This is a genomic window from Embleya sp. NPDC050154 (genome assembly GCF_044460165.1).
GTDB lineage: Bacteria > Actinomycetota > Actinomycetes > Streptomycetales > Streptomycetaceae > Embleya.
Window position 1 is genome coordinate 43,001 of the sequence record NZ_JBITJP010000025.1, and the last position, 18,488, is coordinate 61,488.

Genomic DNA, 18,488 nt, shown 5'->3' on the forward strand with positions numbered 1-18,488 from the left:
AACCGCCCCGCGCCCCCTCTCGATGAGGGGGCGCGGGGCGGTCGAGGATCGGGTCGGACTACTCGACCGTGACCGACTTCGCCAGGTTGCGCGGCTGGTCCACCTCGTGGCCCTTGGCCGTGGCCAGCTCGCACGCGAACACCTGCAACGGCACGGTGGACACCAGCGGCTGCAGCAGCACCGGCGTGACCGGGATGCGCACCAGGTGGTCGGCGTACGGCACGACCGCCTCGTCGCCCTCCTCGGCGATCACGATGGTGCGTGCGCCGCGGGCCCGGATCTCCTGGATGTTGGACACGATCTTGTCGTGCAGCACCGAGCGCCCACGCGGCGACGGGACCACCACCACGACCGGCAGGCCCTCCTCGATCAGCGCGATCGGACCGTGCTTGAGCTCTCCCGCCGCGAAGCCCTCGGCGTGCATGTACGCCAGCTCCTTGAGCTTGAGCGCACCCTCGAGCGCCACCGGGTAGCCCACGTGCCGGCCCAGGAACAACACCGAACCGGCGTCCTTGAGCGAACGGGCCAGCTCGCGCACCGGCTCCATCGTGTCCAGGACCTTGTCCACCATCTCCGGCATCGCCGCGAGCTGCTCGATCACCTCGGTGATCTCGTCGCCCCACTTGGTGCCACGCACCTGGCCCAGGTACAGCGCGACCAGGTAGCAGGCGACCAACTGGGTCAGGAACGCCTTGGTCGAGGCGACGGCGACCTCGGGGCCCGCGTGCGTGTACAACACCGCGTCCGCCTCGCGCGGCATCGTCGAGCCGTTGGTGTTGCAGATGACCAGCACCTTGGCGCCCTGCTCGCGGGCGTGCCGCTGGGCCATCAGCGTGTCCATCGTCTCGCCGGACTGCGAGATGGTCACCACCAGCGTCTGCCGGTCCAGGATCGGGTCGCGGTAGCGGAACTCGCTGGCCAGCTCGACCTCGCAGGGCACGCGGGTCCAGTGCTCGATCGCGTACTTGGCGATCAGGCCCGCGTGGAAGGACGTACCGCAGGCGATGATCACGACCTTGTCGATCTCGCGCAGCACCTCGTCCGCGATCCGCACCTCGTCGAGCACCAGGCGCCCGTCGGTGCCGATCCGGCCCAACAGCGTGTCGGCGACCGCCTTGGGCTGCTCGGCGATCTCCTTGAGCATGAAGTAGTCGTAGCCGTCCTTCTCGGCGGCCGACACGTCCCAGTCCACGTGGTACTCGCGAATGGCCGCGGGCGCGCCGTCGAAGTCGGTCACCGTGATCGCGTCCCGGCGCAGCTCGACCACCTGGTCCTGGCCCAGCTCGATCGCCTCGCGCGTGTGCTCGATGAACGCGGCCACGTCCGAGGCGAGGAAGTTCTCGCCGACACCGCGACCGACCACCAGCGGCGAGTTGCGGCGCGCACCGACCACCACGTCGGGAGCGTCCGCGTGCACCGCGACCAGGGTGAAGGCGCCCTCCAGCCGACGGCAGACCCGGCGCATCGCCTCGGCCAGGTCCTCGCCGGCGCCCGCGAACTCCTCGGCCAGCAGGTGCGCGACCACCTCGGTGTCGGTCTCCGAGGCGAGCTTGTGCCCGCGCTCGGCCAACTCGGCGCGCAGCGCGGCGAAGTTCTCGATGATCCCGTTGTGTACGACGCCGACCCGACCCGCGTTGTCCAGATGCGGATGCGCGTTCGCGTCGTTGGGCGCACCGTGGGTGGCCCACCGCGTGTGCCCGATGCCACACGTCCCCACCGGAAGCGGCGATTCCGCCAGCGCGCCCACCAGGTTGGCCAGCTTCCCGGCGCGCTTCTCGCTCACCAGGGCACCGGCGGAGAGCACGGCCACCCCGGCCGAGTCGTAACCGCGGTATTCCAGCCGCTTGAGCCCGCCGATGACCACGTCCAGCGCCGATTGAGCGCCCACATATCCCACAATCCCGCACATGGGGGCCAGCCTACGGGGTCCACATCGGGCCGGCGGAAACGCGTTCGACGGCCCGGCGACGGCGCGTGGGCGCACACTCGGGACAATAGGCACGTGCACTCCTTCGCGGCTCAGGGGCCGGCTCGCGACCTGTCCCCCTTCGTCGAACTCGACCGCGCCGCCTGGACCCGGCTTCGGGCCGGGACGCCGCTGCCGCTGACCGCCGACGAACTCGAACGCCTGCGCGGCCTGGGCGACGTGGTCGACCTCGACGAGGTCTCCGACGTCTACCTGCCGCTGTCCAGGCTGCTGAACCTCTACGTGGGCGCCACCCGGGGCCTGGGCCGCGCGCTCACCACGTTCCTGGGCAACGGCGAGAACCCGGGCATACCGTTCGTGATCGGCGTCGCGGGCAGCGTCGCGGTGGGCAAGAGCACCACCGCCCGCATCCTGCGCGAACTGCTCGCCCGCTGGCCCGACCACCCGCACGTCGAACTGCTGACCACCGACGGCTTCCTCTACCCCAACGAGGAGTTGGAGCGCCGCGGGATCATGCACCGCAAGGGCTTCCCCGAGTCCTACGACCGACGCGCCCTGGTGCGCTTCGTCGCCGACGTCAAGGCGGGCAAGCCCGAGGTCACCGCGCCGGTGTACTCGCACCTGACCTACAACATCGTGCCGAACGAGCGGCTGACCATCCACCGGCCCGACATCCTGATCGTCGAGGGCCTGAACGTGCTGCAACCCGCCTCGCCGACCGCCGACGGCCGCCCCCGGCTCGCGCTGTCCGACTTCTTCGACTTCAGCCTGTACGTGGACGCCCGCACCCAGGACATCCGCCGCTGGTACCTGGAACGCTTCGTCAAACTGCGCCAGACCGCGTTCCGCGACCCGGCCTCGTACTTCCGCAAGTACGCGGTGATGACCCCCGAGGACGCGCTGCGCTACGCGGAGAACACGTGGGCCACCATCAACGAGACCAACCTGGTGCAGAACATCCGACCCACCCGCGCCCGCGCCACGCTGGTACTGCAAAAGGATGCGGAGCACGCGGTGAGCAGATTGCGACTGCGCAAGCTGTGAAGGGCGGTACCGTCACGGGATGTTCCATCTGCGCCTGATCGTCCCGGCCGACCGCAGCGCCGCCGTGCGCGACCTGTTGCTCGGCGAACCGGGAGCGACCCACCTGGTGGTGTGGCCGGGCGCGGCGGTGCAACCCCCCGGTGACGTGATCGCCTGCGATCTCGCGCGCGAGACCACCAGCGCGGTGCTCGCCGACCTGCGCGCGCTGGGCCTGGAGGACGACGGTGCGATCGCGCTCGAGGACCTGGACGTGATGTTGTCCCGGTCCGCGGACCAGGCCGAGCGGAACGCGCCGGGCGACAGCGCCGACTCCGTAGTCTGGGAGGAGATCGAGGAGGCCACCTCCGAGGAGTCCACCCTCTCGGTGACCTTCCTGGCCTTCCTGACGGTGGCCACCATGATCGCGGCGTGCGGTGTACTGCTGGACAACCCGATCCTGATCGTCGGCGCGATGGTGGTGGGACCCGAGTTCGGCCCGCTCGCCGGACTGTGCGTGGCCACCGTGCAGCGCAAGCCCCGACTCGCCGGCCGTTCCGCGCTCGCGCTGCTGATCGGCTTCCCGGTGGCGATGGCGGTCACCATGGCGTTCACCGCGCTCCTGGGCGCGTTCGGCCTGTTCGACCGCGAAATGCTCGAACGCTCGCGCCCACTCACCGAGTTCATCTTCCAACCGGACTGGTTGTCGTTCTGGGTCGCGCTGCTCGCCGGCGTCGCGGGCATGCTCTCGCTGACCAGCGCCAAGTCCGGCGCGCTGATCGGCGTACTGATCTCGGTCACCACCGTGCCCGCGGCCGCGAACGCGTCGGTGGCCATCCGGTACGCCGACTACCGGCAGGCGGCCGGCTCCCTGGGCCAACTCGGCCTGAACCTGGTCGGCATCGTGCTCGCGGGCACCCTCACCCTGCTCGTCCAGCGCGGCCTGTGGAGCCTGCAGGCCGCCCGCGCGAAACAACGGCCCCCGTCGCGTACGACGGGGGCCGGGAAGTCATCGTGACCCCGCGGGGGTTCGGCCGTGCTACTCGAGCGCGAGCAGGGTCCGCACGACCTCGGCCAGACCCGCGGCCTCGTCGTGCGCCTGGTCGTGCGTCTGCGCCTCGACCATCACCCGCACCAACGGCTCGGTGCCCGAGGGACGCAGCAACACCCGGCCGGTGTCCCCCAATCGCTTCTCCGCCAGCGCGACGGCCTGGGCCAGTTCGGGCGTGGTGTGCACCCGGGTGCGGTCCACCCCGGCGACGTTGACCAACATCTGCGGCAGGCGCGTCATCACCGAGGCCAACTCGTGCAGCGGCGTGCCCGTCTCCGCGACGCGCGCGAGCAGGCGCAGCGCGGTCAGCGTGCCGTCGCCCGTGGTGGCGTGATCCAACAACACCACGTGGCCGGACTGTTCGCCGCCCAGCGACAGGCCCGAGGCCTGCATCGCCTCCAGCACGTAGCGGTCGCCGACCGCGGTCTCCACCATCTTGATGCCCGCGGCCTGCATGGCCAGCTTGAGCCCCAGGTTGGACATCACGGTGGCCACCAGCGTGTTCTCCACGAGATGTCCGCCGTCGCGCATCGCCAGCGCGAGCACCGCCAGGATCGCGTCGCCGTCGACCAACTCGCCGCGCGCGTCCACCGCCAGGCACCGGTCCGCGTCGCCGTCGTGCGCGATGCCCGCGTCCGCGCCGTGCTCGACCACGGCCGCCCGCAGCGCGTCCATGTGCGTGGAACCGCAGTTGTCGTTGATGTTCAGCCCGTCGGGCTCCGCGTGGATCGCGATCACCTCGGCCCCGGCCCGACGCAACGCGTCCGGCGCCACCGCCGAGGAGGCGCCGTTCGCGCAGTCCACCACGACCTTGAGCCCGTCCAGGCGATGCGGCAGCGAGGACAGCAGGTGCTCGACGTAGCGCTCGTGGCCCTCGGGATGGTCCTGTACCCGGCCCACCCCGGACCCGGTCGGCCGCTCCCACGCGGTGCCCAGCAGCGCCTCGATCTCGTTCTCCACGTCGTCGGGCAGCTTGTGCCCGCCCCGCGCGAAGAACTTGATCCCGTTGTCCGGCATCGCGTTGTGGCTCGCCGAGAGCATCACGCCCATGTCCGCGCCGAGCAGCCCGGTCAGGTAGGCGATCGCCGGCGTCGGCAACACGCCGGCGCGGTACACGTCCACACCCGCGCCCGCCAGACCCGCGACCACGGCCGCCTCGAGAAACTCTCCGGAGGCCCGGGGGTCACGACCCACCACGGCGAACGGCCTGCGGCCGTGCCCTGATTGCGGAATCCCGTCCCGGCCGCGTGATCCGAGCACCCGCGCGGCGGCGACCGCCAGATCGAGCGCCAGTTCCGCGGTCAGCCGGCCATTCGCCAGGCCACGCACGCCGTCCGTACCGAAGAGTCGTCCCACAGTTGGATCTCCCGCATACATTCCGGATGTCTCGGACACTACCTCGCGACGCCACTCCCCCAGGAGTACCGCCGGAAAATGCATCAGGCCCCGGGGGCACGAACCGTGCCCCCGGGGCCTGATGACGCTGCGTACAGCCGCAGAGGGTGCTGCGGGCTGTTTAGCGCTTGCTGTACTGAGGCGCCTTGCGCGCCTTCTTCAGACCGTACTTCTTGCGCTCCGTGGCACGCGGGTCACGGGTCAGGAAGCCGGCCTTCTTGAGCGCCGGGCGGTTCGACTCTACATCGGCCTCGTTCAGCGAACGGGCCACACCCAGACGCAGCGCGCCGGCCTGGCCGGAGACGCCGCCACCGTGGATGCGGGCGTGCACGTCGTAGCGGTCGTCCAGCTCGAGCACCTTGAAGGGCTCGTTGACGAGCTGCTGGTGCACCTTGTTCGGGAAGTACTCCTCGAGCGTGCGCCCGTTGATCTTCCACTTGCCCGTGCCCGGAACGATCCGGACGCGCGCGACGGCTTCCTTGCGGCGGCCGGTGGCCGAACCCGCCTGCGGCTCGCTGAAGCGCGAGGCGAGCGACTCGGACGTGTAGCTCTCGAGCGGAAGACCCTCGGTCTCCTCGATCGGGGTTTCTGCAATGGTCTCGGCCACTGTTCTCCTCAAACTATTCGTTCGTCAGGCGGTGGCCGTGACTACTGCGCGACCTGGGTGATCTCGAACGGAACCGGCTGCTGCGCCGAGTGCGGGTGCTCGGAACCGCGGTACACCTTGAGCTTCGACAACATCTGCCGACCCAGGGTGTTCTTCGGGAGCATGCCCTTGATGGCCTTCTCCACGGCCTTCTCGGGGTTCTTCTCCAGCAACTCGTCGTAGCGGACGGCGCGGAGGCCACCCGGGTAGCCGGAGTGGCGGTACGCCATCTTCTGGCTGCGCTTGTTGCCCGACAGGTGAACCTTGTCGGCGTTCACAATGATGACGAAATCGCCGGTGTCGACGTGCGGCGCGTACACCGGCTTGTGCTTACCCCGGAGCAGGGCAGCAGCCTGGGTGGACAGACGGCCGAGCACGACATCGGTCGCGTCGATGACGTGCCACTGACGCTGGACGTCGCCGGGCTTGGGGCTGTACGTGCGCACGGTCGATAGCCTTCGCTTCTTCGTGAGTGTGTGCTTACGGATGCCGACTGGCTGTCCGGGAGATGATTCCGAACCGAATGCGGACTCCGGTGGCCGGCGGCCCGGCGTACCGACTCCACTCAAGCAAGCCAATACGCACAACGAACCGGCACAATACCGGGTCAAGGGGGTGCCGGTCAAAACGAGCAATGGGGCGATGATCTGCTCACGCCCCTCCCCAGCGTAAGCCATCCGCGCGGGTGCTCCTACCGTGCCACGCCGGTCCTCACCGGATCGGCGGATAGGTACGATGCGCCGAACGATCGGGTCGTCGGCGCATGGGGAGCCGAGGCGGGTCACTCCTTGCAGGGGGCGGGTATGTCGGGGGTCGGTACACCGGGAGACGACGGGCAGCAGCCCTGGAGCGTACGCCCGGGCGGGCCCGGGTCACCGGGGCAGCCGGCCCACGCGTGGGATCCGTTCCCCACTCAGGCGCAGGGCCCCCAGGGGCCACAGCCGCATCCTCAACCACAGCAGCCCTTCGCCCGACCGGCGCACGAACAGCCAACGGGGCAACAGCAGTTCGGCTCCTCCACCGGTCCCGACTGGGACGCGCTGGCGGAGCGACGCGACGCGGCGGCCCGCCGCCGCAGGCTGCTGTTCACCGTGGGCGGCTCCGTGCTCGGACTCGCCCTGATCGGCGGCGTGGTCGCGGCGGTCATGGCCACGTCCGGCGACGACGACAAGAAGAGCGCGGGACCGGGCGCCTCGGGCGTCCCGTCCGCCTCGACCTTCGCCCCGGCCAAGCCCACCTTCCGCCCCGCGCCCACGGTCCCGCCGCCGCCTCCGGCCCAGGCCGTGCTCGCCGACCCGGCCCTGGACAACGCGCCGTTCACGGTCGAATCGCTGTTCCCCGGCGCGAAGTTCACCGTCAACGGGCGGCAGTACTCGGTGGTCGCGAGCAAGCTGGACAACACCTGTTCGGACGGCACCGACGCCAAGCTCGGCCCGGCCGCGCGCAACCAGCAGTGCACCCAGCTCATCCGACTCGCGGTGGTCGGCCCGAACGGCATCGTCTCCACCGCCGCGGTCGCCTCGTTCCCCTCGGCCGACAAGGCCGCGGCGATCAAGAACGGCAAGGACGGCGGCGAACTGCTGCCGCTGGCCGGCCCCGGCGTCAAGGTCCTCGACGCCCAGAAGCAAAAACACGGCAAGCTGCGCAACTCCGTCGGCCGCTACGCGCTGTTCACCCTGGACTGGTACGCCGACGGCAAGGACCCGGTCGGCGACGACAAGACCATGGCGCAGGCCCAGGACGACGTGGACAAGTTCCTGTGGAACTCGCTGACCGCACGCGGCGAGGCGCGCTCCAAGCAGATCGACGACGAGAACCGGCGCAAGGCCCTGGAACAGATCCAGGGCTGACCCGGACGGGCCGGGGCCGCGCCCCGACCCCCGTCCGTCCCGACCTCAGCCGCCGTCCCGACGCCGACGGGTGGCCGTCACCCGGTCCGCGAGCAACGCGTCCGCCGGGTAGGCCACCTCCTCCAGGGTCAACCCGTGCGCGGGCGCGACGTGCACGCCCGAGTCGCGCACCGCGCGCCCGAGCACCTCCAGCGGCCACTCCACCGGCTTGCGTCCGGTGCCCACCGCCAGCATCGCGCCCACCAGCGAGCGCACCATGTTGTGGCAGAACGCGTCGGCCCGCACGGTCGCCACGATCACCGGCCGAAACGCGGGACCCACATCGGCCCCGCTCGGCGTCTCGCGCGCCCAGGAGAAGTCCTGGAGGCAGCGCACGGTGGTGGCCCCCTCGCGCTTGCGGCAGAACGACGCGAAGTCGTGCTCGCCCAACAACCGCTGCGCGGCCGCGTTCATCCGGGTCTCGTCCAGCGGCCGGTCGTGCCACACCACGCTGCCCCGCCGCAGCGGGTCCACCCCGCCCGGCGCGTCGCACACCCGATACGCGTAGCGCCGCCAGATCGCGCCGAACCGGGCGTCGAAGCCCTCGGGCGCCACGGTGATGTCGCGCACCCGCAGATCCCGGGGCAGCGCCCCGGTGACCCGACGCAGCGCCACGTCGCCCAGCGCGGCCCACACCTCGTCGGGCACGTCGAGGTGGGCCACCTGACCCCGCGCGTGCACCCCCGCGTCCGTGCGCCCGGCCACCGTCAACTGGGCGGGCTCGGCCAGCCGCAGCACGGTGGTCAGGGCGCTCTCCAGCGTGCCCTGCACGGTGCGCAGCTCGCGCTGCCGGGCCCAGCCCGCGAACTCGGTGCCGTCGTACGACAGATCGATGCGCAAGCGCACCACGTCAACCACCTCCGGGCATGGCGCGAGCCCGCCCTCCGTACGGGTACGGGGGACGGGCTCGCACTGTGATTCACAACGCGTGGAGCACGCGACGAGACCGTCAGGCCTTGTCGGCGTCCTTGCTCTCCTCGGCCTTCTCGGCCTCGGCGGCGGGCGCCTCCTCGGTCTCGACGACCTTCGTCGTCTCGACCTTGGCGGTCTCCTGCTCCTTGACCGAGCGCTTCGTGGCGGCCTCGGCCTCGCCGACCGCGGTCTGCGCCACGGTCAGCGCCTCGACCAGCTCGATGACCGCCATGGGCGCGTTGTCGCCCTTGCGGTTGCCGATCTTGGTGATGCGCGTGTAACCGCCCGGGCGGTTCTCGTACCGAGGAGCGATCTCCTCGAAGAGCGCGTGCACGACGCTCTTGTCACGAACGATCGTGAGCACCTGGCGACGGTTGTGCAGGTCGCCCTTCTTCGCCTTGGTGATCAGTCGCTCGGCGACGGGACGCAGCCGACGCGCCTTGGCCTCGGTCGTGGTGATCCGACCGTGCTCGAACAGCGCCGTCGCGAGACCGGCCAGGATCAGCCGCTCGTGGGACGGGCCGCCGCCGAGGCGCGGACCCTTGGTGGGCCTGGGCATGTTCTCTCCTAGATATTCCTGCGCCGGCCGTATCAGGTACCGGCGTCAGTCCACCCGGGCCGGTCGGCCCGGGTGGTGGGCTACGCCTCGCGACGAAGCTCAGTACTGCTCGGTCTCGGCGAAACCGTGGTCGTCCTCGTCGCCGAAGCTGTCCGCGGCGGCGGTCGGGTCGAACCCGGGCGGGCTGTCCTTGAGGGCCAGACCCATCCCGTTGAGCTTCGCCTTGACCTCGTCGATGGACTTCGCACCGAAGTTGCGGATGTCCAGCAGGTCGGCCTCGCTGCGCGCGACCAGTTCACCCACGGTGTGGATGCCCTCGCGCTTGAGGCAGTTGTACGAGCGGACCGTGAGCTCGAGCTCCTCGATCGGCAGCGCCAGATCGGCCGCGAGCGCGGCGTCGGTCGGCGACGGGCCCATGTCGATGCCCTCGGCGTCGATGTTCAGCTCGCGGGCGAGACCGAACAGCTCGACCAGCGTCTTGCCCGCGGAGGCCATCGCGTCGCGCGGACGCATGGACTGCTTGGTCTCGACGTCGACGATCAGCTTGTCGAAGTCCGTGCGCTGCTCGACACGGGTGGCCTCGACCTTGTACGTGACCTTGAGCACCGGCGAGTAGATCGAGTCGACCGGCACGCGGCCGATCTCCTGGCCCGCCTGCTTGTTCTGCACCGCGGAGACGTAGCCGCGACCGCGCTCGACGGTCAGCTCCATCTCCAGCTTGCCCTTGGCGTTCAGCGTCGCCAGGACCAGGTCGGGGTTGTGCACCTCGACACCGGCCGGCGGCGCGATGTCGCCGGCGGTGACCACACCCGGGCCCTGCTTGCGCAGGTACATCACGACCGGCTCGTCGTGCTCCGAGGAGACGACGAGCTGCTTGATGTTCAGGATGAGGTCGGTGACGTCCTCCTTGACACCCGGCACGGTGGTGAACTCGTGCAGGACGCCGTCGATCCGGATGCTGGTGACAGCAGCGCCCGGGATCGAGGACAGGAGCGTACGACGGAGCGAGTTGCCGAGCGTGTAGCCGAAGCCGGGCTCGAGGGGCTCGATGACGAACCGCGAGCGGTATTCGTCGACGACGTCCTCGGTGAGGGTCGGCCGCTGGGCGATAAGCATGGGGATGCCTCCTGGTAATGACGCCCGCTATTTGACGCCAGTGGAAACAAGGATACGGGCGGACCGGCACAATCCCGGTCCGCCCGATCCCGTGGAGCTCTTACTTGGAGTAGAGCTCGACGATGAGCTGCTCCTGCACCTGCGTGTCGATGACCTGACGCGCGGGGAGGGAGTGCACGAGGATGCGCATCTTGCCCGGGATGACCTCGAGCCAGGCCGGGACGGTGCGCTCGCCGGCCTCGGCACGGGCGACCACGAACGGGGTCAGCTCGACCGAGTCCTTGCGGACCTCGATGATGTCGTTGTCGGAGACCCGGAACGACGGGATGTCCGTCTTGACGCCGTTGACCACGATGTGACCGTGGCGAACGAGCTGACGGGCGTGGTCACGCGACTTGGCGAAGCCCGCGCGGTAGACCACGTTGTCCAGGCGCGACTCGAGGATGCGAAGCAGGTTCTCGCCGGTCTTGCCCTGGCGACGGTTCGCTTCCTCGTAGTAGCCCTTGAACTGCTTCTCGAGCACACCGTAGATGCGCGCGCACTTCTGCTTCTCGCGCATCTGCAGCAGGTACTCGCTGTCCTTGGTACGGCCACGACCGTGCTCACCCGGCGGGTAGGGGCGAATCTCGATCGGGCACTTCGGGCCCTCGCACTTGCTGCCCTTGAGGAACAGCTTCATCTTCTCGCGACGGCAGCGCTTGCAGTCCGCGCCGGTGTAACGCGCCATTGTTCTTTAACTCCTAGTCAGCTGCTGGTCAGACGCGGCGGCGCTTGGGGGGGCGGCAGCCGTTGTGCGGCACGGGGGTGACGTCCTGAATGGAGCCGACCTCCAGGCCGGTGGCCTGCAGCGAACGAATGGCGGTCTCACGACCGGAACCCGGGCCCTTGACGAAAACGTCGACCTTGCGCATGCCGTGCTCCTGGGCACGACGCGCGGCGGACTCGGCGGCCATCTGCGCGGCGAAGGGGGTCGACTTGCGCGAACCCTTGAAGCCGACGTGGCCCGCGGAGGCCCACGAGATCACGTTGCCGCTGGGGTCCGTGATCGAAACGATGGTGTTGTTGAACGTGCTCTTGATGTGGGCGTGCCCGTGAGCGACGTTCTTCTTTTCCTTGCGGCGCACCTTCTTGGCGCCCGCGCGGCTCTTGGGAGGCATCTGCTGGAAACTCCTGAGGTCGTCGGTCCGCTACGAATTGAGGACCGCGTGATCCGTCGTACGCGGACTACTTCTTGCCCGGCTTCTTCTTGCCGGCGATCGCGCGGCGCGGGCCCTTGCGGGTACGCGCGTTGGTGTGGGTGCGCTGACCGCGGACGGGAAGACCGCGACGGTGACGCAGACCTTCGTAGCAACCGATCTCGACCTTGCGGCGGATGTCGGCCTGAACTTCGCGGCGGAGGTCACCCTCGACGCGGTAGTTCGACTCGATCCAGTCGCGAAGCTTGATCAGGTCGTCCTCGGCGAGATCGCGGACGCGGGTGTCGGGGTTGACACCGGTGTTCTTCAGCGTGTCCAGCGCACGAGTGCGCCCGACGCCGAAGATGTAGGTCAGAGCGACCTCGACCCGCTTCTCACGGGGGAGGTCGACGCCGACGAGGCGTGCCATATGTGTGGCTCCTGGTTTAGTCGGAGGTCTGGCCCAGCACCGGTCCGGCACACCTTCTGGAGATGTCCTCGGTCCTCGGCCTCCGGCCGAGGGTGGCGTCCCGCACGAAACGGGGGTCGGGTGCTGCGGCTCTTACGGGGTGCGTCGCGCGTCGATCGCTCGTTGTGCGAGGGGGGTGTTGCTCAGCCCTGGCGCTGCTTGTGGCGCAGGTTCTCGCAGATCACCATGACCCGGCCGTGACGGCGGATCACCTTGCACTTGTCGCAGATCTTCTTGACGCTCGGCTTGACCTTCATGATTTCTCCGGTACGTGTGACGAAGGCGTGCGGGCACGCCGCCGTCGCCGAGTCGGTTATCGGTTTGCGTCCAAGCCCCGCACACCACGCTCGGCGTGGGCAGGGCCGGGGCTCGCCTACTTGTAGCGGTAGACGATCCGGCCGCGGGTCAGGTCGTAAGGGCTCAGCTCCACGACAACCCGGTCGTCCGGAAGAATACGGATGTAGTGCATCCGCATCTTCCCACTGATGTGCGCGAGGACTTTGTGCCCGTTCTGAAGCTCCACGCGAAACATGGCGTTGGGGAGCGACTCGATGACGGTGCCCTCGATTTCGATGGCCCCTTGCTTCTTGGGCATGTCCTCCGCGCTTCGTATCTCGGGATCAGCTACCGTTACCCGGCGCACATGACGAAGCTCAAATTTTTGGCGCCCAGATGACGGGCGCGCCAAACCTGGCTACATGTGAGCCGACGAGTCAGTCTAAGGCACTCGGCCAGTGAAAGCGAAACCGGGCCCGGAACCGCAGGTTCCGTTCCTGCCGGGCCCGTCGGTCTACCTCAGGAAGTAGACCAGCGCCCACACCAGCACGCCGAGTGACATCACGACCAACCAGACCTTGTTCAACGTCGCGTTGGAAACCCGCGGACGCCGCTCCTCCGCCGGGCCGTAGGCACCGGCTCGTGGAGGCGCGTCGACGATCGGTCGGTACTCCGGCGGCGGCGTCGCACCCGCCGCGTCGTCTCGATCCTCACGGCCCGGCAGATTCGCCGAGACCGCGTCGAGCTCCCCCACCGTACCGGCTCGGCGGACCGCGTCCAGGCGCGCCCGGTATTCGGACAGCGCCAGCCGACCCGACGCGAGGTGCTCACGCAGCTCGGCGGTCACGCGTTCGCGGTCCGTGGGAGTCGCGGGAGCGTTCGGATCTCGGTCCATGAGACGAGGGTAGCCCGGTCACGGCGAGGAGCGCCCGTGGCGCCAGTAGACCATCTGGATCGAACCCAGCACGGCCGCGGCGGGACCGTAGACCCACACCGGCCAGAAGTACACGACCCCGGTACCGGCCACCGCGACCAGCAGCCAGATCACCACGTTCAACGCGGTGACCGCGTTCAGCGTGGTCCACGCCGCGCGCAGGGCCCGCGCGCCGGCGGCCCACCCGTCGCGCTCCCCGTGCGCCGGAACCACCTCCCGGCGCACCTGCGGCCGGACCGGCGGCGGCGCGGGCCGGGGCGCCGGCCAGGACGCGACCGGCGGCGACTCCGGCGCGACCGGCCGCGCCAGGGTCGCCCGGGTGCGGGCCACCTCGTAGGCCATCCGCGCGCGGATCACCTCGACATCCGCCTCCAGGTGTTCCGGCGGCGGCAGATCGGCGATCAGCCGAGCCAGCTCCCCCAGCGTGACCGCCTCGTAGGCGGCCCCCATGCGTTCGTTGAACTCTGCGAGCGTCAACCGTCCGACGGCGTGGTGATCGCGCAGCAGCGTCACCGCCGCCTCACGGTCCACGTCGGATGCCCGCATGGTCGGAGTCCTCACCATGTCATCGACACTAGGCAGGGCGCGAAGAGTCGTACATGGTGCCAGCCCCACCATCGAGGGGGGTCTGGCATCAGGGCAGCGTCAGTACCACGGGCCCGTTCTCGGTGATCGCGATCGAGTGCTCCCAGTGCGCCGCGTAGCCGCCCGCGGTGGTCTTGACCGTCCACTCGTCGGCCAGCGTGTACGTGTCCGGCTTGCCCAGGGTGACCATCGGCTCGATCGCCAGGCACACCCCGACCTCCAGGCGCGGCCCGCGCCCGCCGGGGCCGTAGTTGAGCACGTGCGGGTCCTGGTGCATCTCGGTGCCGATGCCGTGGCCGCCGTAGTCCTCGACGATGCCGTATTTGGCGCCGCCCGGCAGCGGGTTGGCCCGGATCGACTTCTCCACCGCGTGGCTGATGTCGGTCAGCCGACCGCCGGCCACCGCGGCCTCGATGCCCGCCCACATCGACTGCTCGCACACCCGGCTCAGTTCGAGCACCTCGGGCCGCACCGTGCCGATCGGCACGGTGATCGCCGAGTCGCCGTGCCAGCCGTCCAGGATCGCCCCGCAGTCGATCGAGATGATGTCTCCGTCGTGCAACGGCGTCTCGTCCGGAATCCCGTGCACCACCACGTCGTTGACCGACGCGCAGATCGACGCGGGGAAGCCGTGGTAGCCCTTGAACGAGGGGATCGCGCCCGCGGCGCGGATCGAGCGTTCGGCGATCGCGTCCAGGTCGGCCGTCGTCACGCCCGGCTTCGCCGCTTCGCGCAGCGCCTCCAGGGTGTGTGCCACGACGGCCCCGGCGCGACGCATCTTCTCGATCTGCTCGGGCGTCTTGCGTTCGATTCGCATCTGCCGCTTCCTGAACACCGGCATGGCCGTCCTCATTCGTATTCGTGTGTCGCCGAGGTTGTGTGTCGGCGCGAAAGCACGATGGGCGATCCGGGGTTTCCCCGGATCGCCCATGTGTGATGTCTGTCGCGGCCGACGCCGATCAGGCGCGGAACTCCCGAAGCGCGGCCATCGCGCGCTCGGTGACCTCCTTGACCGGACCGGTCGCCTGGATCGGCAGCAGGAGGTTGCGCTCGGAGTAATAGCCGACCAAGGGTTCGGTCTGCTCCTTGTACACGTCCAGACGGTGCCGAACGGTCTCCTCGCGGTCGTCGTCGCGCTGGTACAGCTCGCTCCCGCACTCGTCGCAGACCCCGGCGACCTTCGGCGGGTCGGTCAGGATGTGGCAGACGTGCCCGTTGGCGCGGCACTGCCGACGGCCGGAGATCCGCTGGATGATCTCCGAGTCGTCGACCTTGAGTTCGAGCACGACGTCGAGTTCGGTGTCGTTCTCGGCGAGGATCTCGTCGAGCACCTTGGCCTGGGCCGTGTTGCGCGGGAACCCGTCGAGCAGGAAACCGGCGGCGACGTCCGGCTGCGCCAGGCGCTCCCGGACCATGCCTATGGTCACCTCGTCGGGTACCAGGTTGCCCGCGTCCATGTAGGTCTTCGCCTCGCGGCCGAGCGGGGTGCCCTGACTCACGTTGGCGCGGAAGATGTCACCGGTCGAGACGGCGGGAATCGACAGGTTGGCGGCGATGTACTGGGCCTGGGTTCCCTTACCCGCGCCGGGAGGCCCCACGAGAACGATACGCATTTAGCGGAGGAAGCCTTCGTAGTTGCGCTGCTGGAGCTGACTCTCGATCTGCTTCACGGTTTCCAGACCCACTCCCACGATGATCAGGATGCTCGTGCCGCCGAACGGGAAGTTCTGGTTGGCGTTGAAGAGCACGAGCGCGATGCTGGGTACCAACGCGATCATGCCCAGGTACAACGATCCGGGCCACGTGATCCTGGTGAGGATGTAGTTCAGGTATTCCGCGGTCGGTCTGCCGGCGCGGATCCCCGGAATGAAGCCACCATACTTCTTCATGTTGTCGGCAACTTCTTCGGGGTTGAACGTGATGGCCACGTAGAAGAACGCGAAGAAGACGATCAGCAGGAAGTACGTGATCATGTACAGCGGATGGTCGCCCTTGACGAAGTGGCGTTCGATCCACACCGCCCAGTCCGATTTCCCACCGCTGAACTGAGCGATGAGGGCCGGGATGTACAGCAGCGACGAGGCGAAGATGACGGGGATGATGCCCGCCTGGTTCACCTTGAGCGGGATGTAGGTCGAGGTCCCGCCGTAGGCGCGACGCCCGATCATGCGCTTGGCGTACTGCACCGGGATCCGGCGCTGCGCCTGTTCCACGAAGACCACCAGGCCGACCATCACGAGGCCGATGGCGATGACGGTGAAGAACGGTACCCAACCGCCGCCGATGGTGCCCTGCTCCTTGATCGTCCACAGCGCGGCCGGGAAGCCGGCGGCGACCGAGACGAACATCAGGATGGACATGCCGTTGCCGATGCCGCGGTCGGTGATCAGCTCACCGAGCCACATGATCGTCGAGGTGCCGGCGGTCATCACGGCGACCATGACGATCACTCGGAAGAGCGAGTCGTCCGGAACGATGCCCTGCGGGTCGCAGGTGGCGCTGCGGGCGCTGGAGAAGAGCGCGCCGCTGCGTGCGGTGGCGATCAGCGCGGTGGACTGCAGGATCGACAAAGCGATGGTCAGGTACCGGGTGTACTGGGTGATCTTCGCGGTGCCGGACTGCCCCTCCTTCTTGAGGGCCTCCAACCGCGGGATCACCACGGTGAGGAGCTGCAGGATGATGCTCGCCGTGATGTACGGCATGATCCCCAGCGCGAAGATCGTGAGTTGCAGCAGCGCGCCGCCGCTGAACATGTTCACGAGGCCGAACAGGCTGTTCCGGTTGGAGTCCTCTACGCAAGAGCGCACCATCTCGAACGAGACGCCCGGTACCGGGATATGCGACCCGATCCGGAAGAGGACGATGATCGCCAACGTGAACAGCAGCTTCTTGCGCAGGTCGGGCGTGCGGAACGCCCTGGCGAACGCGGTGAGCACACTGCCTCCTGCGCCTCGCCCGTCTTAGGGGCGAGTCGATCGAGTCGTCGGTCCGGTAGGACCACTGGTCAGGTCCCACACAGGAACCTCACGGACAATAACAGCGCCGACGGCCCGGAAGTATCGCCCCGGCCCGACGTTCCTGCGACATGACACAACACACGGTAAAAACACAGCAAGTCATGTGTGGGGGTGGAGCAATGAACCTGCCCCCACGTCACAGCAAACCACAGGGGCGCCACCACCTTACCGGCGTGACACCCCTGCGCTATAGCCTCCAACGACGTCAAGGCCCGTTCGGTACCGATCCGAACGGGCCATGACGATCACACCTTGTCCCGCGTTCGGATCAGACCGACAGTTCGTCGGTCGAACCACCCGCGGCGGCGATCTTGGTCTTCGCCGAGCCGGAGAAGGCGTGCACCTTCACCTGGACGGCAACCGAGATCTCGCCGGTGCCCAGGATCTTGACGGGCAGGTTCTTGCGAACCGCGCCCTTCTCGATCAGACCCTCGACGGTGACTTCGCCACCGTTGGGGTACAGGGCCTCGATCTTGTCCAGGTTCACGACCTGGAACTCGACCCGGAACGGGTTCTTGAAGCCCTTGAGCTTGGGCAGCCGCATGTGCAGCGGCATCTGCCCACCCTCGAAGCGGGCCGGCACCTGGTAACGAGCCTTGGTGCCCTTGGTGCCACGACCGGCGGTCTTACCCTTGGAGCCCTCGCCACGACCCACGCGGGTCTTGGCGGTCTTGGCGCCCGGGGCGGGCCGCAGGTGGTGCACCTTCAGCGGGTTGTCAGCACCCATGTCAGTCGACCTCCTCGACGGTGACGAGGTGCGACACCGTCGCGATCATGCCGCGGATCTCCGGGCGGTCTTCCTTGACGACCACGTCGTGGACGCGCTTGAGACCGAGCGAACGGAGAGTGTCCCGCTGGTTCTGCCTGCCACCGATCTTGGATCGGGTCTGCGTGACCTTGAGACGTGCCATTACGCACCAACCCCCGCGCGGGCCCGCAGGAGCGCGGCCGGGGCCACGTCCTCCAGAGGCAGGCCACGACGAGCCGCGATCTCCTCGGGGCGAACGAGCCCCTGGAGCGCCGCGACGGTCGCGTGCACGATGTTGATCGGGTTCGACGAACCGAGCGACTTGCTCAGCACGTCGTGGATGCCGGCGCACTCGAGCACGGCGCGCACGGGGCCACCGGCGATGACACCGGTACCCGGCGAGGCCGGCTTCAGGAGCACGACGCCGGCAGCCTTCTCACCCTGGATCGGGTGCGGAATGGTGCCCTGGATACGGGGGACCTTGAAGAAGTGCTTCTTGGCCTCTTCAACACCCTTGGCGATCGCGGCCGGCACCTCCTTGGCCTTGCCGTAACCGACACCTACGGTGCCATCGCCATCGCCAACCACGACCAGCGCGGTGAAGCTGAAGCGACGACCACCCTTCACGACCTTGGCGACGCGATTGATCGCGACGACGCGCTCGACGTAAGCGGTCTTCTCGGCGGCTGCGCCACCATCACGTCGATCCCGCCGGTCCCGCCGCTCGCCGCCGCCGGCGCCGCCACCGCGGCGCTGGGGTCCAGCCATC

23 protein-coding genes are annotated in these 18,488 nt (G+C 68.8%); 3 read left to right on the forward strand and 20 right to left on the reverse strand.

Annotated elements, in window-relative coordinates; translation table 11 throughout:
• Positions 1-58: 58 nt before the first annotated feature.
• Entirely contained in the window at positions 59-1,909 is a 1,851-nt protein-coding gene (gene glmS / locus ACIBSV_RS38675) for a glutamine--fructose-6-phosphate transaminase (isomerizing) (protein WP_395871664.1), read from the reverse strand.
• Between the two features lie 93 nt (positions 1,910-2,002).
• On the opposite strand from glmS, the gene coaA reads away from it, so the two are divergent.
• Positions 2,003-2,971, forward strand: a complete 969-nt coding sequence (coaA, locus tag ACIBSV_RS38680; protein ID WP_395871666.1) for a type I pantothenate kinase — start codon at positions 2,003-2,005, stop codon at positions 2,969-2,971.
• Between the two features lie 19 nt (positions 2,972-2,990).
• On the forward strand, positions 2,991-3,965 hold the full coding sequence (locus ACIBSV_RS38685; RefSeq protein WP_395871668.1) for a DUF389 domain-containing protein: 975 nt from the start codon (positions 2,991-2,993) through the stop codon (positions 3,963-3,965).
• Between the two features lie 21 nt (positions 3,966-3,986).
• Here the strand turns inward: ACIBSV_RS38685 and glmM are convergent, their stop codons facing one another.
• From glmM to rplM, 3 genes are all read right to left on the reverse strand, one after another.
• Complete coding sequence (glmM, locus tag ACIBSV_RS38690; protein ID WP_395871670.1) at positions 3,987-5,354, reverse strand: phosphoglucosamine mutase; 1,368 nt, start codon at positions 5,352-5,354, stop codon at positions 3,987-3,989.
• Positions 5,355-5,514: 160 nt separating this feature from the next.
• Complete coding sequence (gene rpsI, locus ACIBSV_RS38695) at positions 5,515-6,000, reverse strand: 30S ribosomal protein S9 (RefSeq protein WP_395871672.1); 486 nt, start codon at positions 5,998-6,000, stop codon at positions 5,515-5,517.
• Between the two features lie 41 nt (positions 6,001-6,041).
• Positions 6,042-6,485, reverse strand: a complete 444-nt coding sequence (rplM, locus tag ACIBSV_RS38700; RefSeq protein ID WP_020549205.1) for a 50S ribosomal protein L13 — start codon at positions 6,483-6,485, stop codon at positions 6,042-6,044.
• A gap of 357 nt (positions 6,486-6,842) precedes the next feature.
• Between rplM and ACIBSV_RS38705 the strand changes: the two genes are divergently transcribed.
• On the forward strand, positions 6,843-7,889 hold the full coding sequence (locus tag ACIBSV_RS38705) for a hypothetical protein (RefSeq protein ID WP_395871674.1): 1,047 nt from the start codon (positions 6,843-6,845) through the stop codon (positions 7,887-7,889).
• 45 nt (positions 7,890-7,934) lie between these two features.
• Here ACIBSV_RS38705 and truA read toward each other — a convergent pair whose 3' ends face one another.
• The 16 genes from truA to rpsE all read right to left on the reverse strand — a co-directional run bounded on the left by truA (position 7,935) and on the right by rpsE (position 18,487).
• Complete coding sequence (gene truA, locus ACIBSV_RS38710) at positions 7,935-8,777, reverse strand: tRNA pseudouridine(38-40) synthase TruA (protein ID WP_395871676.1); 843 nt, start codon at positions 8,775-8,777, stop codon at positions 7,935-7,937.
• 100 nt (positions 8,778-8,877) lie between these two features.
• Entirely contained in the window at positions 8,878-9,399 is a 522-nt protein-coding gene (gene rplQ, locus ACIBSV_RS38715; protein WP_395871678.1) for a 50S ribosomal protein L17, read from the reverse strand.
• A 99-nt stretch (positions 9,400-9,498) separates the two neighbouring features.
• Positions 9,499-10,515: a DNA-directed RNA polymerase subunit alpha gene (locus tag ACIBSV_RS38720; protein WP_020549209.1), complete on the reverse strand. Its 1,017-nt coding sequence runs from the start codon at positions 10,513-10,515 to the stop codon at positions 9,499-9,501.
• A gap of 100 nt (positions 10,516-10,615) precedes the next feature.
• Positions 10,616-11,242, reverse strand: a complete 627-nt coding sequence (gene rpsD / locus ACIBSV_RS38725) for a 30S ribosomal protein S4 (RefSeq protein ID WP_020549210.1) — start codon at positions 11,240-11,242, stop codon at positions 10,616-10,618.
• A gap of 28 nt (positions 11,243-11,270) precedes the next feature.
• Positions 11,271-11,672, reverse strand: a complete 402-nt coding sequence (gene rpsK, locus ACIBSV_RS38730; RefSeq protein WP_020549211.1) for a 30S ribosomal protein S11 — start codon at positions 11,670-11,672, stop codon at positions 11,271-11,273.
• A gap of 67 nt (positions 11,673-11,739) precedes the next feature.
• On the reverse strand, positions 11,740-12,120 hold the full coding sequence (gene rpsM / locus ACIBSV_RS38735; protein ID WP_020549212.1) for a 30S ribosomal protein S13: 381 nt from the start codon (positions 12,118-12,120) through the stop codon (positions 11,740-11,742).
• Positions 12,121-12,302: 182 nt separating this feature from the next.
• Positions 12,303-12,416, reverse strand: a complete 114-nt coding sequence (gene rpmJ, locus ACIBSV_RS38740) for a 50S ribosomal protein L36 (protein WP_009740505.1) — start codon at positions 12,414-12,416, stop codon at positions 12,303-12,305.
• A gap of 116 nt (positions 12,417-12,532) precedes the next feature.
• Positions 12,533-12,754 (reverse strand): translation initiation factor IF-1, encoded by a 222-nt coding sequence (gene infA / locus ACIBSV_RS38745; RefSeq protein ID WP_018382544.1) that lies wholly within the window; start codon positions 12,752-12,754, stop codon positions 12,533-12,535.
• A gap of 195 nt (positions 12,755-12,949) precedes the next feature.
• Positions 12,950-13,330 (reverse strand): DUF1707 domain-containing protein, encoded by a 381-nt coding sequence (locus ACIBSV_RS38750; protein WP_395871680.1) that lies wholly within the window; start codon positions 13,328-13,330, stop codon positions 12,950-12,952.
• 18 nt (positions 13,331-13,348) lie between these two features.
• Positions 13,349-13,933, reverse strand: a complete 585-nt coding sequence (locus ACIBSV_RS38755) for a DUF1707 domain-containing protein (RefSeq protein WP_395871682.1) — start codon at positions 13,931-13,933, stop codon at positions 13,349-13,351.
• Positions 13,934-14,003: 70 nt separating this feature from the next.
• Positions 14,004-14,771, reverse strand: coding sequence for a type I methionyl aminopeptidase (gene map / locus ACIBSV_RS38760; protein ID WP_395871683.1), 768 nt, complete (start codon positions 14,769-14,771; stop codon positions 14,004-14,006).
• Positions 14,772-14,913: 142 nt separating this feature from the next.
• Entirely contained in the window at positions 14,914-15,567 is a 654-nt protein-coding gene (locus ACIBSV_RS38765; protein ID WP_395871685.1) for an adenylate kinase, read from the reverse strand.
• Complete coding sequence (gene secY, locus ACIBSV_RS38770; RefSeq protein WP_020549217.1) at positions 15,568-16,890, reverse strand: preprotein translocase subunit SecY; 1,323 nt, start codon at positions 16,888-16,890, stop codon at positions 15,568-15,570.
• Positions 16,891-17,239: 349 nt separating this feature from the next.
• Complete coding sequence (gene rplO, locus ACIBSV_RS38775; RefSeq protein WP_395871687.1) at positions 17,240-17,698, reverse strand: 50S ribosomal protein L15; 459 nt, start codon at positions 17,696-17,698, stop codon at positions 17,240-17,242.
• Between the two features lies 1 nt (position 17,699).
• A complete protein-coding gene (gene rpmD, locus ACIBSV_RS38780) occupies positions 17,700-17,882 on the reverse strand; it encodes a 50S ribosomal protein L30 (protein ID WP_020549219.1) in 183 nt (60 codons plus the stop codon).
• A complete protein-coding gene (rpsE, locus tag ACIBSV_RS38785; RefSeq protein WP_020549220.1) occupies positions 17,882-18,487 on the reverse strand; it encodes a 30S ribosomal protein S5 in 606 nt (201 codons plus the stop codon). Before rpsE ends, rpmD begins: the two co-directional genes overlap by 1 nt.
• Position 18,488 lies beyond the last annotated feature (1 nt).

Coding starts and splice junctions, on each gene's coding strand:
- rplQ (WP_395871678.1), bottom strand. CDS start 9,399: ATGCCCAGGCCCACCAAGGGTCCGCGCCTCGGCGGCGGCCCGTCCCAC.
- ACIBSV_RS38685 (WP_395871668.1), top strand. CDS start 2,991: ATGTTCCATCTGCGCCTGATCGTCCCGGCCGACCGCAGCGCCGCCGTG.
- infA (WP_018382544.1), bottom strand. CDS start 12,754: ATGCCCAAGAAGCAAGGGGCCATCGAAATCGAGGGCACCGTCATCGAG.
- rpmJ (WP_009740505.1), bottom strand. CDS start 12,416: ATGAAGGTCAAGCCGAGCGTCAAGAAGATCTGCGACAAGTGCAAGGTG.
- rpsD (WP_020549210.1), bottom strand. CDS start 11,242: ATGGCGCGTTACACCGGCGCGGACTGCAAGCGCTGCCGTCGCGAGAAG.
- ACIBSV_RS38750 (WP_395871680.1), bottom strand. CDS start 13,330: ATGGACCGAGATCCGAACGCTCCCGCGACTCCCACGGACCGCGAACGC.
- ACIBSV_RS38720 (WP_020549209.1), bottom strand. CDS start 10,515: ATGCTTATCGCCCAGCGGCCGACCCTCACCGAGGACGTCGTCGACGAA.
- glmS (WP_395871664.1), bottom strand. CDS start 1,909: ATGTGCGGGATTGTGGGATATGTGGGCGCTCAATCGGCGCTGGACGTG.
- map (WP_395871683.1), bottom strand. CDS start 14,771: ATGCGAATCGAACGCAAGACGCCCGAGCAGATCGAGAAGATGCGTCGC.
- ACIBSV_RS38705 (WP_395871674.1), top strand. CDS start 6,843: ATGTCGGGGGTCGGTACACCGGGAGACGACGGGCAGCAGCCCTGGAGC.
- rpmD (WP_020549219.1), bottom strand. CDS start 17,882: ATGGCACGTCTCAAGGTCACGCAGACCCGATCCAAGATCGGTGGCAGG.
- rpsM (WP_020549212.1), bottom strand. CDS start 12,120: ATGGCACGCCTCGTCGGCGTCGACCTCCCCCGTGAGAAGCGGGTCGAG.
- rpsK (WP_020549211.1), bottom strand. CDS start 11,672: ATGCCTCCCAAGAGCCGCGCGGGCGCCAAGAAGGTGCGCCGCAAGGAA.
- ACIBSV_RS38755 (WP_395871682.1), bottom strand. CDS start 13,933: ATGGTGAGGACTCCGACCATGCGGGCATCCGACGTGGACCGTGAGGCG.
- ACIBSV_RS38765 (WP_395871685.1), bottom strand. CDS start 15,567: ATGCGTATCGTTCTCGTGGGGCCTCCCGGCGCGGGTAAGGGAACCCAG.
- rpsE (WP_020549220.1), bottom strand. CDS start 18,487: ATGGCTGGACCCCAGCGCCGCGGTGGCGGCGCCGGCGGCGGCGAGCGG.
- rplO (WP_395871687.1), bottom strand. CDS start 17,698: ATGGGTGCTGACAACCCGCTGAAGGTGCACCACCTGCGGCCCGCCCCG.